The following is a 15599-nucleotide window of genomic DNA, read 5'->3' on the forward strand; positions in this document are numbered from 1 at the left end:
CGGCCATGACCTCCGCGCCCATGACCTCCGCGCCCGGCACGGTCCCCCCGGGGACCGCACCCCAGAGCGCCCCCACGGCCGGGCCGACGGCCGCGGGCCGGACCGGAGGCGGCGTCGCCGCGCGCCTGCGCCGGTCCGGCGGCGGCCCCCGCCGCCCGGGGCGGGCCCGCCGCGGCGCCCTGCCCTACCTCCTCCTGCTGCCGGCCCTGCTGCTCGAACTGCTCGTCCACCTCGTCCCGATGGTGATGGGCATCCTGATGAGCTTCCGCAAGCTCACCCAGTTCTTCATCCAGGACTGGTCCCGGGCCCCGTGGACGGGCTTCGACAACTACGAGCTGGCCGTCGACGTCAACCGGCCCGTCGGCAAGGCGCTCCTGGACTCCTTCCTCACCACCTGCCTGTTCACCTTCCTTTCCGTCGCCCTGTGCTGGCTGCTGGGCACCGCGGCCGCCGTCTTCACCCAGCACTCCTTCCGCGGCCGCGGTCTGCTGCGCGCGCTGTTCTTCGTCCCGTACGCCCTGCCCGCCTACGCGGCGGTCATCACCTGGGCGTTCATGTTCCAGCGGGACAACGGCCTGGTGAACCACGTCATCCACGACCAGCTGGGCCTCGGCGGCGCCGAGCACACCTTCTGGCTCATCGGCGACAACAGCTTCTGGGCGATGCTGACCGTCTCCGTCTGGAAGAGCTGGCCCTTCGCCTTCCTCATCGTCACGGCCGCCCTGCAGAACATCCCCCGGGACCTGTACGAGGCCGCGGCGCTCGACGGCGCGGGCGTGTGGCAGCAGATCCGCCGCATCACCCTGCCCTCGCTCGGCCCCGTCAACCAGGTCCTCGTCCTCGTCCTGTTCCTGTGGACCTTCAACGACTTCAACACCCCCTTCCTGCTGTTCGGCAGATCGGCCCCCGAGGCCGCCGACCTCGTCTCCGTCCACATCTACCAATCCAGCTTCGTCACCTGGAACTTCGGCACCGGATCGGCCATGTCCGTCCTGCTGCTGCTCTTCCTGCTCCTCGTCACCGCCGCGTACCTCCTCCTGACCGGTCGCGGCCGGAAGGACGCCGATGCCCGCTAGTACGCACTCCTCCCGGGGCGGCGGCCGCCGCACCCGCGGCCCGCTCGATCCGCCGGCCTCGTTCCGGGCGCTGCGGGCCGTCTTCCTCACCGTCCTCGCGGCCTTCACGCTGCTGCCCGTCTTCGTGATGGTCACCAGCTCCCTCAAACCGCTCCAGGACGTCGCCGGAGGGTTCCGGTGGATCCCGAGCGGGCTCACGCTGCGCCCCTACACCGACATCTGGCACACCGTCCCGCTCGCCAAGTACCTGGTGAACTCGCTGATCGTGGCGGGCACCGCCACCGTCGCGTCCGTGGTCATCGCCGTCTTCGCGGCCTACGCCGTGAGCCGCCACCGCTTCCGCGGCAAGCGCCTGTTCACCCTGACGGTGCTCTCCACCCAGATGTTCCCCGGGATCCTCTTCCTGCTGCCCCTGTTCCTGATCTTCGTGAACGTGGGGAACGCCACCGGGATCGCCCTCTACGGATCCCGCGGCGCGCTGATCCTCACCTACCTCACCTTCTCCCTCCCCTTCTCCATCTGGATGCTGATCGGCTACTTCGACTCGGTGCCGCGCGACCTCGACGAGGCGGCCACCGTCGACGGCTGCGGGCCCCTCGGCGCCCTCTTCCGCGTCGTGGTGCCGGCAGCGGTGCCCGGCATCGTCGCCGTCGCCGTCTACGCCTTCATGACGGCATGGGGCGAGGTCCTCTTCGCCTCCGTCATGACCAACGACGCCACCCGCACCCTCGCCGTCGGCCTGCAGGGCTACTCCACGCAGAACGACGTCTACTGGAACCAGATCATGGCCGCCTCGCTCGTCGTCAGCATCCCCGTCGTCGCCGGATTCCTTCTGCTCCAGAAGTACTTGGTGGCCGGACTCACGGCAGGAGCCGTCAAATGACCCTCTCCGAAAGCCTTCCCAGCACCGGCATGGACGCCGTCGACGTCGGTGCCCTCCCCCGCGACTTCCTGTGGGGCACCGCAACCTCCGCCTACCAGATCGAGGGAGCCGTCGCCGAGGACGGCCGGGCCCCTTCCATCTGGGACACCTTCTCCCGTGTCCCCGGCGCCGTCGACGGCGGCCACACCGGTGACACCGCCTGCGACCACTACCACCGCTGGCCCGAGGACATCGCCCTGATGCGGGAGCTGGGCACCAACGCCTACCGGCTCTCCGTCGCCTGGCCGCGCGTCGTCCCCGGCGGCGACGGCCCGGCCAATCCCAAGGGCCTGGACTTCTACGACCGCCTCGTCGACGGGCTCCTCGCCGCCGGAATCCAGCCCTCCGTCACCCTCTACCACTGGGACCTGCCGCAGGCCCTCCAGGACCGCGGTGGCTGGCCCCTACGGGACACCGCCGAGCACTTCGCCTCGTACGCGGGGATCGTGGCCGCGCGCCTCGGCGACCGCGTCACCCAGTGGGCCACCCTCAACGAACCGTTGTGTTCCGCCTGGATCGGCCACCTGGAGGGCCGGATGGCCCCCGGACTGACCGACCTGACCGCCGCCGTCCGGGCCTCCTACCACCTGCTGTTGGGGCACGGTCTCGCCGCCCGCGCCGTCCGCGCGGCCGCGCCCGGCGCCCGGGTCGGCATCGTGAACAACCTCTCCACCGTCGAGCCCGCGACCCCCCGCGAGGCCGACCTGGCCGCCGCCCGCCGCATGGACGGGCACGTCAACCGCTGGTGGCTCGACCCGGTCCACGGCCGCGGCTTCCCCGCCGACATGCGCGAGGTGTACGGGGTCGACCTCCCCGAGCGCGCCGGGGACCCCGCCGCCATCGCCACCGCGCTGGACTGGATCGGGCTCAACTACTACTTCCCGCAGGTCGTCACCGCCGACCCGGACGGGCCCGCCCCGTACGCCCGGCAGGTCGTGCGTCCCGGCGTCCACCGCACCGGCATGGACTGGGAGGTCGACGCCGGCGGCCTCGAAGCCCTGATCATGCGCCTGCACCTGGAGTACGGCGCCGGGCCCGTCCACATCACCGAGAACGGCTCGGCCTACCCCGACACCGTCGCCCCGGACGGCACCGTGCACGATCCGGAACGGGCCGCCTACCTCACCGCCCATCTCGCCGCCTGCGCCCGTGCCGCTCGCCGGGGCGCGCCGGTGGCGGGCTACTACGCCTGGTCGCTGCTGGACAACTTCGAGTGGGCCTACGGCTACGACAAGCGCTTCGGCCTGGTCCACGTCGACTACGCCACCCAGCGGCGCACCATCAAGTCGAGCGGCCGCCACTACGCCGGGATCATCGCCGCCCACCGGACCGGGTGACGGCGGCTGCGGGCAATGCGCGGCGGGGCGGCTCCGGCCGCCCCGCAGCGCCGTCACGGGGTCAGGGGGTCAGGGGGTCAGGGGGTCAGGGGAAGGAGACGATCGTGGACGGGACGGTGGAGGTGCCCGAGGTCGGGGCGCCCGTTCCGTTGATCACGTGCTCGTACTGGCCGTTGCCGCCGAGCGAGACCACCAGCAGGTCGTGGAACCTGACGCCCGGCTTGACCGGCGCCTGGAAGCCGTGCTCCTGACGGATCGTCGGGTCGACGTTGTAGTAGCAGTAGCTGCCCAGCCCCCAGCCCTCGTGGACGGCGACGGAGTCGGCCACCTGGTAGGCGGCGTAGCCCTTGATCGAGCCGTTCTGGATCGCCGCCTGATTGGGGGCGTCGTACGCCTTCTCGTTCTGGAAGAAGATCGTCCGGCCGCGCTCGCCGTTCCACTGCACGTCGTACTTGTTGAAGTGCTCCACGAACAGCCCGGTGGCGAGTACGTCGTCGCCGTTGACGCGGAGGCCGTAGTCGGAGCGGTTGGTCTCCCAGCCGACTCCGTCGCCGTGGTCGGCCCGCCAGATCCAGGTGTGGTCGACGATCGTGTCGTGGTTGTTGACGACCATGCCGACGGTGGCCCTGCCGGGACCGGCGCCGCCCACGCGGATGAACACGTCCTGCACGGTGGTCGGGTCGGCCGCGTGGTCGGTGGTGGTGCCGGCGGGGCCGATCTCCAGCAGCGAGGGCGAGTTGACGGGGCCCGCGTCGATGAGGAAGCCGGCCAGGCGCACCCCGTCGACGTCGCCGACCTTCATGGCGGTCACCCCGTTGTCCGGGACGATGGTGGCGAGGCCGAGGCCCAGGACCACGGTGCCGGGCCGGTTGACCTGGATGGTCCGGTCGACGTGGTAGACGCCCGGGGTGAACAGCAGGTGCAGGCCCTGGGTGACCGCCTGGTTGATCGTCTCGGCGCTCGCGCCGGGCCTGACCACGTAGAACTGGCTGAGCGGGATCGAACTGCCTTGCGGAGCGGTTCCGTTGCCCCATGAGGTGCCACGCGCATCGACCCTCTTGGCGGGCACGAACACCTTGTACTCGTTTCCGTCGAGGTACAGGAAGGGCTTCTCGCGCGAGACCGGCGTGGTGTCCAGGGTGGTGTACGGCGGGTTCGGGAAGCCCTGCGCGGGTGCGCCCTGGGTACCGGAGAAGACCTGGTTCCAGACGCCGTTGGACCAGCCGCCGATCGAGCTGTCGCGGGTGTACCACTGCTGCTGCGAGTAGTTGCCCACCTGGCCGTCGATCTTCGAGTCGGCGATGTAGCCGCCGGAGGCCCAGCCGTAGCCGTTCGGGGCGAGGTTGAGGCCGCCCTTGACGTGCATCCGGCGGAACGGCGCGGCCTGGGAGACGGCCCAGCGGTCGGTGCCGTTGACCGGGTTGAGGGCCAGGTTCTCGGCGGAGCGCCAGAAGTTCTGGGTGGCGTTGCCGTTGAACCAGCCGGCGTCGACGGTCACGTCGCCGTTGATGGTGGTGTCGTCGGGGCTGAGGCCGAGGCCGGAGATCGACGTGTAGAAGCCGATCTGGGCGTTGAGGCCGTTGTAGGTCCCGGGCTTGAACAGGAACTGGTAGCGGCCGGAGCCGAACTGCGCGGACTCCTGCTGCTGGAATACCTGGTCGAGCCTGGCCTGTATGCCGGGGGTGGAGGGGTCGAAGACGATCACGTTCGGGCCGAGGTCGCCGCCGCCGGGGAGGGTGGGGCCGGTACCGGTGGTCCCGTAGACCTGGAACTCCCAGAGCGAGTAGCCCCAGGCGGTGGCGCGCTCGGTCCCGTACACCCGCACGTGGCGGGCGGTGCCGGTGATGTCGAGGGTCTGTACGCCTCCGGTTCCGGCGGTGGTGGAGTGGGCCGTGGTCCAGTTCGATCCGTCCGTGGACAGTTCGATCCGGTAGGCCCTGGCATGGGCGGTCTCCCAGCGCAGCACCACCTGGCTGAGCCGGGCGGCGGCGCCGAGGTCGACCTGTATCCACTGCGGGTCGGCGAACTGGCTCGACCAGCGGGTGCCGTTGTCGCCGTCGACGGCGGCAGAGGCGGGGGTGCCGGCGCCTTCGGTGCTGGAGGCGGTGGCCGGCCTGCCCTGCGAGAGCAGAACGGGCGCCGCCTGGGCGGTCGTACTGCCGGGCAGCAGCACGAGGAGGGCGGCGACCAGCGCGGCGGCGAGGGCCGCCGCGAGGGACGGCCTGGGGCGTGGAGGCATGTGGGGTGCTCCTGACGTCGTGGATCCGGGGGGATCGAAGCGTGAGTGAACTGCCCGCCGGGGAGACCGTCAAGGGCTTGAGCGTTCACGAAGCGAAGGCCGGATGGGACGTCATATGCGGGGCAGGGCTGTGAACTCGGAGTTTCTTCAATCCTTGTGAAAAGTGTTGACGAAAAAAGTCGGCCTAGCTGTACTGGCGAAGCCGGCCGATCCGCTCGGCCGACCCCGTCGCCTCGACAGCGCGGGCGATCACCGCCACCACTTCAGGAAATGGCCCTACGGGAAGGGCGAAGGCCGTTGTGCGTTCGATGTTTGACACCGATACGGGTGGGACCCGTTGCGCTCGGCCGACGCCCTCCCCCTCGGTCACGCGCGTCGCGCAGGAGCGGGCGCGGCGGGCAGGGTCAGGACTGATCGGGTGCCGGAGTCGCCGGGGGCGGGGTCGGGGCGTCGGTCCGGGCGTCGGTCGGGGTGGTCGCCGCGATCAGGGACTCCGCGAGGTTCTCCTTGCGGATCCGCAGGTCGACGTAGAGCAGGGCCAGGACCAGCGGCGGGAAGCCGAACTGGAAGAGCCCGCTGGCCAGACCGCCGATCAGGATGCAGATCACGTACACGCCGAGTCCGGCGATGACCATTTCCGGGTCCGCGCTCGCGTCGCCCGCCTCCAGCATGCTCGGCAGGAACGCCGCCATGCCGACGAAGGTGAACGGCATCTGGATGACGTAGCCCACGGCCATCGCCACGAAGTAGCCCAGCGTGGAGATGCCGAACACGCGCCACCAGTCGTCCTTGACCAGCTGGGCGGAGCGCCGCAGGGCCGCGACGGTGCCGAGCCCCTCGCACACGGCGACGGCGGGCGCCAGGCTGAACCGCGTCGCCAGCCAGACCGAGACGGGCACGCAGACCAGGACGCCCAGGATCAGCACGATCAGCGCGGCCGGCGGCCCGGATCCGTCGGCGGACATGATGACCAGCGGCAGGCAGACCGCGTAGACGAGCAGCATCGGCCCGCCCGCGATCAGCCCCGCGAGCAGCACGGTGCCGAGCACCGCCGGCAGCCGGGACCAGCAGCGGCGCCACATCGCACCGAACGTCGTCGTGCGGCCGACGACGGCCTCCTGGATCACGGCCGGACCCAGCGCGCTGATCATCGCCGCGCCGACCGTCAGCGTGACCATGAGGAGCACTGCGGCCGGTACGAAGGCCAGGAGCAGGGCCATCACGTCCTCGTCGGCGGCGGTTTCTCCCGGGCCGAGGTCGAAGACGGCGGAGAACCTGTCGAAGACGACCGCGACGGCGATGCCGACCGCGAGGGTCACGAGCAGGATCGCGATCCCCTGCACGGCGAGGATGACGCCGACCAGGGCCTTCCAGTTCCGGCGGAAGGCCGAGAAGGCGCCGCCGAGTATGTCGCCCAGGCTGAGCGGCTGGAGGGGTATGACGCCCGGTTTCGGGGCCGACGGCGGCACCCAGCCGCCTCCCCACTGTGGCATGGGCTGTCCCGGGTGTTGTGCCCACCCCGTGTTGTGCGACATCTGTGGTTTCCCCCTCGAATGAAGGGACACGGTAACCCGCCGCGGGGCCGGGGCCGTACACGGCCCCGGCCCGGTGCCGCCGTCTCCCGCGCAGGTCAACCGGCTTGGACTGCGCCTACGGTCACCTCCCGACGGGGTGGCGGCCCTCCGCCGGGAGCCGGTACACCACGTTCGGACGCAGCGGCCCGTCGGGCACGGTGAGGTCGTCGAAGTCGTCGGCCGGGTCGCGGGTCATCCCGATGCGGCGCATCACCGCCTGGGAACGGAGGTTGGTGGCCGTGGTCACCGCGAGGACCTCGGGCAGCGCGAGGGTGTCGAATCCGAAGGCCACGGCGGCGAGGGCGGCCTCGGTGGCGTAGCCGTGTCCCCAGGCGGAGCGGGCCAGCCGCCAGCCGACCTCCACCCCGGTGAACGGCATGTCCTCGTCCACCGGGTCCAGTCCCGTGAAACCGATGAACTCGCCGGTGTCCAGCACCTCGACGGCCCACCAGCCCCAGCCCCGCTGCTCGATGGCGGCCTGGAAGCGGGCCGCGGAGGCCTCGCTCTGTTCACGGGTGAGCACTCCGTCGAAGTGTTCGCGGACCTCGGGGTCGGCGTTCATCGCCGCCCAGGGTCGCAGGTCGGACTCCCGCCACTCGCGCAGGACAAGGCGTTCGGTTCGCAGTTCGGACATCGCGCCAACCTAACCGATCACCGGTGCGGCGCACGCCCACGGCGGACGAGGGGAACCTCGGGGTCCCGTTCGCACTCTCACGGGGCGTACCCCGGAAGGAGACCGTCATGAGGACAGGTACCGGCAGTGCGGGCCCAGAGCGCCCGAAGCAGACGGAGGCGGCGTGGGCGCTCACCCTGGCGGCCGTCGCGGCGGAGGTCCTGGTCTGGGTGCTGGGGGTGTTCGTGGTAGCGCCCACCGGTTTGGACGAGCTGACCGAGTTCGCCGGGCGGAGCGCCGCGGTCACCCAACTCGTGCGGTCCGCCGGTGTGCTGGCCGTGCTCCTGGGCGCGTGGCTGTTCGTGGCGGCACGGATGCGGGCCGGGCGGGGCTGGGCCCGGGCGGTGCTGACGGTCGTGGGTGCGGTGTTCCTGCTCTTCCGGGTCGGCGGCCTCGGCATGGACGGGATCGACCCCGCCTGGTGGGCCGTGGTCAACGCCCTGCCCGATGTGCTGGCGGCGGCCGCCGTCGTCCCCATGCACCTGCCCGGGGCCCGAGCCCATTTCCCGTCGGCGCCCCGGCGCACCGCCTGAGCGGCCCGCGCACGGCGGTACGGGCCCTTGGCCCGTGGAGCCCGTACCGCCGTGCTGCCTCACCCGGTCGTGAGACCGTTCAGGATGCCGCCCCGGACGGGGCCTGGCCCGGACGGGGCCGGGGGGCCGGGCAGGCCTGCCAGGCGAGGTGGTAGAGCGTGCTGACGCTCGCGTCGGTGGAGTCCATGGTCATGAAGCTGGTGGCCGACTGCGGGTTGGACGTGCCCGCGTTGACGCGCAGTTCGGTGTTGATGTTGAAATTGCGTTTCTCACCGCACGGCGCCCAGACGAGATCCGCGTACTCCGTCCTGTCGGTCGCCTGCCAGTTGTCATTGAGCGGGCCATTGAACTGATGGGTGCGCTGGGTGGTCTGCGGCATTCCCTGGAAGTAGTAGTTCGCCTTCTCCTGCCCCCATGCGCCCGGTTGGAGGAATGCGAATCCGCGGTAGTCCGCCTGGACAATGGCGTAGGTGAATCCCGAGGGAACGTGGACCCGCAGATTGAGCTGGCAGTTCTTGCGGAATCCGGTCGGCGGGGAGCCGGGCCCGACCTGGGCCAGGTAGTCACTGTAGGTGACGGTGAAGGCCGTGTTGTCGGGTGCGACGGCCACTTCCGCGGTGCCCTCCCGACAGCCGGACCCGTTCACCGTGGCGAGTTCGATCACGATCTTGTCGGGCGGTGCGGTGATCTGCGGGGTGGGCCCGGCGGCCCCGGCCGGAGTTGCCGTGGCGATCAGTGCCGCGGCCGCGGCGCCGGTGAACAGAGTGCGGGGCAGGGGGTGGGACATCGTTGTCACTCCTGACCGTGATGTGCTGGTTCCGAGGCTCACGCCGTGTCAGACCGCGGGACATTCCTTCCACGCGAAGTGGTAGACCGTGCTGACGCTGCCGTCCGTGGAGTCCATGCTCATGAAGCTCAGGGTCTGCGGGCTCGATGTTCCGGCGTACACGCGCAGTTCGCTGTTGACGTTGAGGTTGCGCTCCTCGCCGCACGGCGCCCAGACCAGGTCGGCGTACTCCGTCTGGTCGCTCGCCTGCCAGTTGTCGGAGTAGGGGCCGTTGAACTGGTGGGTCCTGCGGGTCGTCTGGGCCATGCCCTGGAAGTAGTAGTTGGCGCGCTCCTGGCCGTAGGCCCCGCGCTGGAGGTGGGCGAAGCCGCGGTAGTCCGCCCGGGCGATGGCGTACGTGAAGCCCTGCGGTACGTGGATCTGGAGGGCCAGCTGGCAGTTCTTGCGGAAATCGGTGCCGCCGGAGCCTGCGCCGGCCTGCGCGAGGTAGTCGCTGTACGTGACCGTGAAGGAGGTGTTGTCGGAGGCGGCGGCGACGCTCGCCGTTCCCTGGGGACACCCTGAACCGTTCACGCCGACGACGTCGACCGTGATTCTCCCGGGTGGATACGTGACGTTGTGGGCCTGTGCCGGCATCGCCAGGGTGGACAACGCCACCACTGCCGCGCCGACGGTAAGCCTGCGGAGCAACATCCTTGTTTCTCCATTCATCGGGGGCCGCCGATCCGATTTCGGCATGGACATGCCACCACGGGGGCGGGTGCGGTGACAGGACGGGATATGGACAACCGCCCCGAGGCGGTGCGCGCACCCGCCCATTGGCCGAATTCCGCTTCGGCGGTGCCCGTCCGGCCGCGACGGCCGGTGGCCTGTCCCCCGTCCGGTGGCGATGCCCACGATGGACCGGAAAGGCCCGGTTCGGTGGGCGGGCTGCGACCACGCCGGCCCCAGCAGGCGCAGCGGCCCCTGGCGTTTCATGCCTGCGGGGTCGGGCGGCGATCCGTCGCGGCGCAGGTGGGACGGCGGGCCGGCGGACCGGCCCGGACGGGCGGACCGCGAGGCAGGCGGTGGCAACTTGGCCGGACCGGACGGGATGACGTGCCGCCGTGGCGGGCGGCGAGGCATGCGGGCCGGTCGGCGCGGTCCGGAAAGCGGGTACGCAGGCCCGGCGACGCCCTGGAGGTCGCCCCGTCGGGGTCGGTGGTCCGCGACCGTGACGGGATGCCGACGGCGCCGCCTTGCCCCGGGGGGTGTCTCGTCTTCAAGGTCGGATGCGGGAGCGGTGCCGGGCGCCCCGAGCCCGGCCTGATCGGCAAGCCACCCGCTGGGGGACGTTCCAGGCGGAGGGGGCGGTTGCCCGTCCTCGCCGGCCCGGAAGCGGAGAGTGCCGGATGCGGGCGGCCGGGAAACGGCTCGCGGATGCGTCGAGGCGGAGCCGGCGCACGGTGAGCACGAGCGCGCGGTCGCCGTGCGTACGGCCACCGGCGCGGGCGTCTCGCCGCGGTGGTGGGGGCCACCGGACGGCGGTGGGCCGGCCTCGGAGCCAGAGCGCCGGCCGCGGCCTCGCCCGCGCCGGTCAGCGCGACGTCGGTGCGTCCGGCGTGCCGGCCCGGCGGTCAGACCGCGGTCAGACCGCGGTCAGACCGCGGTCAAGCGTACGGCGGCGATGCGGCCCGCGTCGTCGAACTCGATCTCCGCCGCGCTGCCGCCGGGAAGGTCGGTCCGGATCAGGTTCCCGTCCTCCCGGGACGGCAGGCCGTGGTGATCCAGGTAGCCGGTGACGACCCGCCGGGCCGAACGGCCGATCAGGCCCGTGCCGGTCACGAGTTGGCGCGGCAGCGACACCGCGTCGAGGCCGGCCCGCGGGACCTGCGGATCGTCCGGCAGGAAGTAGACCTGGCTGTCCGGTCCCGCCGGGAGGCCCAGGTAGCCGGGCGCCTCGGCGACGCCCATGCCCGCGAAGGCCAGCGTCTCGGCGGCCCGCCGGGGGTCCTCGAAGCCGGACAGGTCCAGGACCTCCTCGGTGAACTCGGCGATGGCGTGGGCCCGTCCGTAGCGCTCGATCCCGCCGGTCAGGGCGACGACCTCGCTGCCGCGGAGCCCGGGGTTGGCCCAGCCCCACATCCAGGACCGCTCCCGGAGGTCGTACGTGCCCAGCACGGCGACCCGGAGCTCCAGATCGCCCTGCCGGTACAGACACGCCTCCAGGTCCGCCGTCCAGGGTCCCGTCGGCATGAACTCGGTGAGGGTCTCCAGTTGCGCGGCGCCCCAGGCCGCATGCCGTTCGGCTTCCAGCAGGAACGCGTCGCTGAACTCAGTCTTCATGATCATGCCTATGACACTAGGGGGTGACACCGACGTCGGTGCGGGGCGGTGGCGTCGGGCGCGCGGGAGCACTGGAGGCGCCGGCAGCGGGCGCCGCTGCCGGACCGCGCCACCCGGTACGCGCCGCCGGGGACCGACGCCGTCCGCGACGGCACCGCCGACCCGCCCTTCCACGCGGTCGACGACGTGTGGGCGGAGCAGGCGCAGGAGGACGTGTTCGTCTCCGTGCACTCCAAGGAGTACCCGGTCGCGTCCGGGCTGTGCGGAAACTTCCTGCTGACCTCCGCTCAGGTCCGGCAGTACCTGGGGGCCGTGGAGCGCGCACTGTCCTCCGGTCCGGCCGAACGCGCCGCCGCGGACGCCCAGGACTGGCTCTCCTGCACCCCGGGCGAGGAGCGGGGCCTCGACGGCCCGCTGCGGATGTGGCGGCACGCCGCTCGGAACGGGCTCGGCCTGTGCGCAGTGGCGGTACACCTGTACTGATGCGTGTTCCGGTCAGCGACGCCGGCCTTTCCGGGCCGCCGTCCGAGCCCTCTTCGCCTCCCGTACGGCGTCCTTGTGGCTGCGTTCGGCGGCCTCCGCGACGGCCGCGAGGCGCTCGCGCTCCTCTCGGGCACGGCCCAGCCGCTCCTCGAGCCCCGCGATCTGCTCGTCGAGCGCGCCGAGGCCGGCGCGTGCCTCTTCCCGCTCCGTCTCCGCCAGCGCCAGGGCCTCCTCGGCCAGCTCGGCCTCCCGGCTCGTCCGCTCGGCCTCCTGCGTGTCGTCCGGCTCCGACTCCGGTTCAGGCTCGGGCTCGGGCTCCATCCGCCGCTCGGGTTGCTGCGGTCGCGGGGCCGTACCCGGTGCGGGTGCCACCTCGGCGAAGCCGACGGCCGGGGGCGGCGCCTTCTCCAGTACCCCGCGCGCCCAGGTGCTGGCCGCCTCGGGGTCGGCGAGGACGCTGCGCAGGATCTGCTCCACCTCCCGCTGCACCCCGGCGGAGAGGTCCTGCCCCGCTTCGCCGGCCAGGCGCCGGGCCTCGCCGGCCATCGCCGCGATGACCACGTGCTGCTGGTGGGACAGCTTGCGCAAGTCCTCTCCCGACAGGGTCCGGTGCGCCTCGCGCAGCCCCCGGCCGAGTTCCAGCAGATGCTGGGCCTGGTCCGCGTCGGCGCGGGCGAGCCGGTTCGCGGCCCACACCGCGAGCGTGGGCTTGTGCAGGGCGGCGATGCGTTTCGCCTCGGCCCGCTGCCCCGCCTTGCGGGCGGCGGCCGCGTGAGCGTCCCGGGCGGCCGTGAACTCCTCCGGCCTGAGCCCGTACAGCTCGGCTGCCACCGCGTCGGCATCGACCACAGCTCCACTGTCCCCCACCGGCGGTTGCGCGGCGACAGGGGAACCTGGGCTCGATCTTGCTCCCTCAACCACACTTGAGGTTGCGCGATATGATCATAATGCCGCATGACCACGAAGACCCTCTACCTGCTCTGCTCCGCCGCCCCACCCGTGTTCGACGTCGCCCACGTCATCGAAGACGCCCAGGCCCGCGGCTGGAACGTGTGCCTCGGGCTCACCCCCACCGCCGCACACTGGCTCGCGGAGAGCCTCGACGGACTCGCCGCCCTCACCGGCCACCCGGTCCTCTGGCAGTACCAGCTGCCGGGCGAACCGGAGCAGTGGCCGGCCCCGGACGCGCTCCTCTACGCCCCCGCCACCTTCAACACCGTCAACGCCTGGGCCCTCGGTCTCACCGACCGGCTGACCGTCGGTCTCGCCGCCGAAGCCCTCGGCAACACCACCCCCGTCACCGCGATCTCCTGCACCAACAGCGCCCTCGCCGCGCACCCGCAGTACGAGATCTCCCTCACCACGCTGCGGAGCGCCGGGGTCCAGCTCCTCCCGTACGACAACACCGCCGCCGACGCAGCCCCCTTCCCCTGGGCCGCCGCCCTGGCCGGCCTCGACCACACCGCCCTCCAGCACTGACCGGCGCGGACCGACCGCCCGGACCCGCCCGGACCGCCCGGACCGCCCGGACCACCGAGGGAGAACGTACGTACGAGTCGCGGCTTGCGGGGCGGCGGCTCCTGTCCCATAGTCCGAGGTATGGACGCGCGCGAGGCCGCGCTCCGGCGGGCGCACGAGCATGCCGTCCGGTGGCTGACGAGCCTGTCCGAGCGGCGGGTTCCCGCACGCGCTTCGGTCGACGAGATCGTGCGCGCGCTCGGCACCGAACTGCCCGACGCCCCCGGTGTTCCGGCCGACGTCGTCGACCTGCTGGCGACGGCTTGCGAGCCGGGACTGACCGCGTTCCCGAGCGGCCGGTTCTACGGTTTCGTGGTCGGCGGTACGGAGCCTGCCGCCCTCGCCGCGGACTGGCTGGTCAGCGCCTGGGACCAGAACTCCGTGATGCGGGCCGCCTCGCCCGCGTACGCGGCGGTGGAAGAGGTGGCCGCAGCGTGGCTGCTCGATCTGCTGGGGCTGCCGAGGGACAGCGGAGTCGGCTTCACCACCGGTGCCACCATGGCGAACTTCACCTGCCTCGCCGCCGCGCGCGACGAGGTGCTGCGGCGCGCCGGCTGGAGCGTCGCCCACGACGGCCTCGTCGGGGGTCCGCCCGTGCGGGCCGTCGCCGGCCAGGACCGGCACATGGCCGTGGACCTGGCGCTGCGTTACCTGGGGCTCGGCGCCCCCGCGCTGGTGGAGGCCGACGAGCAGGGGCGCATGGATCCCGAGGCCCTGCGGCGCGTCCTGGCCGCGGGCGGGCCCGGTCCCACCGTCGTGATCCTCCAGGCCGGAGACATCCACTCCGGCGCTTTCGACCCCTTCACCGAGACCGTACGCGCCGCCCGCGAGGCGGACGCCTGGGTGCACGTGGACGGGGCCTTCGGGCTGTGGGCGGCCGCGTCGCCGCGCCACGCGCACCTGACCGAGGGCTGCGGGTACGCCGATTCGTGGGCGACGGACGCGCACAAGACCCTGAACGTCCCCTACGACTGCGGTCTCGCCGTCGTGCGTGACCCGTCCGCGCTCCGGGCCGCGATGGGTCTGCGCGGCGACTACCTCATCCAGCACGAACACGGGGACCCGGTCGACAAGGTCCCCGAACTCTCCCGCCGCGGGCGGGCGTTCACGGTCTGGGCGGCGTTGCGGTCGCTCGGCCGCTCGGGGGTCGCCGAACTCGTGGACCGACTGTGCCGGCACGCGTGCGCGTTCGCCGACGGCATCGCCGCGATCGACGGCGCCCGGGTGCTCAACGAGGTGGTGTTCACGCAGGTGTGCGCCGGGTTCGGCGACGACGAGCGCACCGAGCGGGTACTCACCCGGCTGCTCGACGACGGTACGACGTGGATCAGCGGTTCCACCTGGCACGGCCGGCGCGTCATGCGCATCTCGGTGAGCAACTGGTCGACGAACGACGACGACGTGGCGCGCGCCCTGGACTCGATCCGGCGCGCCGCCGCCGGCCCCTGACCGGATCCCGGCCGCGTGGGACGAGGAGGCCGGTCAGCGTCTCGCCGGCGTCAGTGGACCACGCTGAAGCTCCGCCAGGGTCGGGTCCTGGGCGCCGTCACGTTCGAGAGGGTCGTCGCCACGTAGATCCCGTTGTTCGGCTCGTCGGTCTGCTTGCAGTCGAAGTTCTGGTACAGGATGACGTCGACGAGGGTGTTGTTCTCGACGTGCGTTGCCCCGTCGGGGATGGCGATCCGGTGGCAGCCCGTGACGAGGCTGTTGGAGTAGCTGATCTCGACCGGCGAGTCATGGCCGCGGAAGCTGAGCTGGCCGACCGTGGTCCGACCCAGACCCGAGCAAGCGGTGGCGCTGAGCAGCAGCGCTGCGGCCCCCGCGATGATGCCGATACGACGCCTGTGGGACATGGTGCGGTCCTCGTCTGTGCGGTGGTGGCGGTCCTTGCCCACAGCGTGGCCCGGCGTGGCGCGGGTGGCTTGCTGTGCTCGGCCGACCGGATGAACTCCACCGGACGGGCCGGCCCGCGCACACGGGTGTCCGCCGCACCCGAGTGCGGCGGCCGGGGGGCGCCGCCCGTCGCCCGGAGCGAGGATGAAGGTGATGAAGGGGAACAGACGCAGCCGCGGACCGCACTCGGCGAGCGGCCGCCGGGAGCTGCGCCGCGACACGGGCCGGCCGTGCGGCGG

General features: G+C 72.1%; 15 protein-coding genes. 7 read left to right on the forward strand and 8 right to left on the reverse strand.

What is annotated here, in order from left to right; all coding sequences use genetic code 11:
* The first annotated feature begins 5 nt into the window (after positions 1-5).
* From IG86_RS0112280 to IG86_RS0112290, 3 genes are read left to right on the forward strand one after another with little or no spacing between them, the layout of a single operon-like run.
* Positions 6-1076: a carbohydrate ABC transporter permease gene (locus tag IG86_RS0112280; protein ID WP_078848644.1), complete on the forward strand. Its 1071-nt coding sequence runs from the start codon at positions 6-8 to the stop codon at positions 1074-1076.
* Positions 1066-1959 carry a carbohydrate ABC transporter permease gene (locus IG86_RS0112285; protein WP_030828211.1) on the forward strand — a complete coding sequence of 298 codons (894 nt, stop codon included), beginning with the start codon at positions 1066-1068 and terminating at the stop codon, positions 1957-1959. The genes IG86_RS0112280 and IG86_RS0112285 overlap by 11 nt, the downstream gene beginning before the upstream one ends.
* Entirely contained in the window at positions 1956-3335 is a 1380-nt protein-coding gene (locus IG86_RS0112290; protein WP_234316344.1) for a GH1 family beta-glucosidase, read from the forward strand. Before IG86_RS0112285 ends, IG86_RS0112290 begins: the two co-directional genes overlap by 4 nt.
* 85 nt (positions 3336-3420) lie before the next feature.
* On the opposite strand, the gene IG86_RS0112295 is transcribed toward IG86_RS0112290, so the two are convergent.
* From IG86_RS0112295 to IG86_RS0112305, 3 genes are all read right to left on the reverse strand, one after another.
* A complete protein-coding gene (locus IG86_RS0112295; RefSeq protein WP_030896730.1) occupies positions 3421-5574 on the reverse strand; it encodes a discoidin domain-containing protein in 2154 nt (717 codons plus the stop codon).
* A gap of 404 nt (positions 5575-5978) precedes the next feature.
* Positions 5979-7067: a DUF7847 domain-containing protein gene (locus IG86_RS0112300; protein ID WP_030896732.1), complete on the reverse strand. Its 1089-nt coding sequence runs from the start codon at positions 7065-7067 to the stop codon at positions 5979-5981.
* A 163-nt stretch (positions 7068-7230) separates the two neighbouring features.
* Positions 7231-7782 (reverse strand): GNAT family N-acetyltransferase, encoded by a 552-nt coding sequence (locus IG86_RS0112305; protein ID WP_030819731.1) that lies wholly within the window; start codon positions 7780-7782, stop codon positions 7231-7233.
* 107 nt (positions 7783-7889) lie between these two features.
* Between IG86_RS0112305 and IG86_RS39845 the strand changes: the two genes are divergently transcribed.
* Positions 7890-8354, forward strand: coding sequence for a hypothetical protein (locus IG86_RS39845; RefSeq protein ID WP_157854810.1), 465 nt, complete (start codon positions 7890-7892; stop codon positions 8352-8354).
* 79 nt (positions 8355-8433) lie between these two features.
* Here IG86_RS39845 and IG86_RS0112315 read toward each other — a convergent pair whose 3' ends face one another.
* The 3 genes from IG86_RS0112315 to IG86_RS0112325 all read right to left on the reverse strand — a co-directional run bounded on the left by IG86_RS0112315 (position 8434) and on the right by IG86_RS0112325 (position 11472).
* Positions 8434-9141 (reverse strand): DUF4360 domain-containing protein, encoded by a 708-nt coding sequence (locus tag IG86_RS0112315; RefSeq protein WP_107051841.1) that lies wholly within the window; start codon positions 9139-9141, stop codon positions 8434-8436.
* A gap of 48 nt (positions 9142-9189) precedes the next feature.
* Positions 9190-9834 carry a DUF4360 domain-containing protein gene (locus IG86_RS0112320; RefSeq protein ID WP_030819737.1) on the reverse strand — a complete coding sequence of 215 codons (645 nt, stop codon included), beginning with the start codon at positions 9832-9834 and terminating at the stop codon, positions 9190-9192.
* Between the two features lie 945 nt (positions 9835-10779).
* Positions 10780-11472, reverse strand: coding sequence for a DUF6882 domain-containing protein (locus IG86_RS0112325; RefSeq protein WP_324611351.1), 693 nt, complete (start codon positions 11470-11472; stop codon positions 10780-10782).
* A 42-nt stretch (positions 11473-11514) separates the two neighbouring features.
* Between IG86_RS0112325 and IG86_RS0112330 the strand changes: the two genes are divergently transcribed.
* Positions 11515-11949, forward strand: coding sequence for a hypothetical protein (locus IG86_RS0112330; protein WP_030819743.1), 435 nt, complete (start codon positions 11515-11517; stop codon positions 11947-11949).
* Positions 11950-11961: 12 nt separating this feature from the next.
* Here the strand turns inward: IG86_RS0112330 and IG86_RS0112335 are convergent, their stop codons facing one another.
* Positions 11962-12798, reverse strand: coding sequence for a hypothetical protein (locus IG86_RS0112335; protein WP_030896737.1), 837 nt, complete (start codon positions 12796-12798; stop codon positions 11962-11964).
* A 105-nt stretch (positions 12799-12903) separates the two neighbouring features.
* On the opposite strand from IG86_RS0112335, the gene IG86_RS0112340 reads away from it, so the two are divergent.
* Both IG86_RS0112340 and IG86_RS0112345 read left to right on the forward strand, forming a co-directional pair.
* Positions 12904-13428, forward strand: coding sequence for a flavoprotein (locus tag IG86_RS0112340; protein WP_037942331.1), 525 nt, complete (start codon positions 12904-12906; stop codon positions 13426-13428).
* A 120-nt stretch (positions 13429-13548) separates the two neighbouring features.
* Entirely contained in the window at positions 13549-14916 is a 1368-nt protein-coding gene (locus tag IG86_RS0112345; protein ID WP_030896742.1) for a pyridoxal phosphate-dependent decarboxylase family protein, read from the forward strand.
* Between the two features lie 50 nt (positions 14917-14966).
* On the opposite strand, the gene IG86_RS0112350 is transcribed toward IG86_RS0112345, so the two are convergent.
* Positions 14967-15320, reverse strand: a complete 354-nt coding sequence (locus IG86_RS0112350; RefSeq protein ID WP_030819755.1) for a hypothetical protein — start codon at positions 15318-15320, stop codon at positions 14967-14969.
* Positions 15321-15599: the final 279 nt, after the last annotated feature.

Origin of the sequence: Streptomyces virginiae (assembly GCF_000720455.1) — a bacterium.
GTDB classification, from domain to species: domain Bacteria; phylum Actinomycetota; class Actinomycetes; order Streptomycetales; family Streptomycetaceae; genus Streptomyces; species Streptomyces virginiae.

What these genes read in the sequence shown, in the direction of transcription:
- IG86_RS0112280 (WP_078848644.1), top strand. Translation starts at nt 6, where the DNA reads ATGACCTCCGCGCCCATGACCTCCGCGCCCGGCACGGTCCCCCCGGGG.
- IG86_RS0112285 (WP_030828211.1), top strand. Translation starts at nt 1,066, where the DNA reads ATGCCCGCTAGTACGCACTCCTCCCGGGGCGGCGGCCGCCGCACCCGC.
- IG86_RS0112290 (WP_234316344.1), top strand. Translation starts at nt 1,956, where the DNA reads ATGACCCTCTCCGAAAGCCTTCCCAGCACCGGCATGGACGCCGTCGAC.
- IG86_RS0112295 (WP_030896730.1), bottom strand. Translation starts at nt 5,574, where the DNA reads ATGCCTCCACGCCCCAGGCCGTCCCTCGCGGCGGCCCTCGCCGCCGCG.
- IG86_RS0112300 (WP_030896732.1), bottom strand. Translation starts at nt 7,067, where the DNA reads ATGCCACAGTGGGGAGGCGGCTGGGTGCCGCCGTCGGCCCCGAAACCG.
- IG86_RS0112305 (WP_030819731.1), bottom strand. Translation starts at nt 7,782, where the DNA reads ATGTCCGAACTGCGAACCGAACGCCTTGTCCTGCGCGAGTGGCGGGAG.
- IG86_RS39845 (WP_157854810.1), top strand. Translation starts at nt 7,890, where the DNA reads ATGAGGACAGGTACCGGCAGTGCGGGCCCAGAGCGCCCGAAGCAGACG.
- IG86_RS0112315 (WP_107051841.1), bottom strand. Translation starts at nt 9,141, where the DNA reads ATGTCCCACCCCCTGCCCCGCACTCTGTTCACCGGCGCCGCGGCCGCG.
- IG86_RS0112320 (WP_030819737.1), bottom strand. Translation starts at nt 9,834, where the DNA reads ATGTTGCTCCGCAGGCTTACCGTCGGCGCGGCAGTGGTGGCGTTGTCC.
- IG86_RS0112325 (WP_324611351.1), bottom strand. Translation starts at nt 11,472, where the DNA reads ATGATCATGAAGACTGAGTTCAGCGACGCGTTCCTGCTGGAAGCCGAA.
- IG86_RS0112340 (WP_037942331.1), top strand. Translation starts at nt 12,904, where the DNA reads ATGACCACGAAGACCCTCTACCTGCTCTGCTCCGCCGCCCCACCCGTG.
- IG86_RS0112345 (WP_030896742.1), top strand. Translation starts at nt 13,549, where the DNA reads ATGGACGCGCGCGAGGCCGCGCTCCGGCGGGCGCACGAGCATGCCGTC.
- IG86_RS0112350 (WP_030819755.1), bottom strand. Translation starts at nt 15,320, where the DNA reads ATGTCCCACAGGCGTCGTATCGGCATCATCGCGGGGGCCGCAGCGCTG.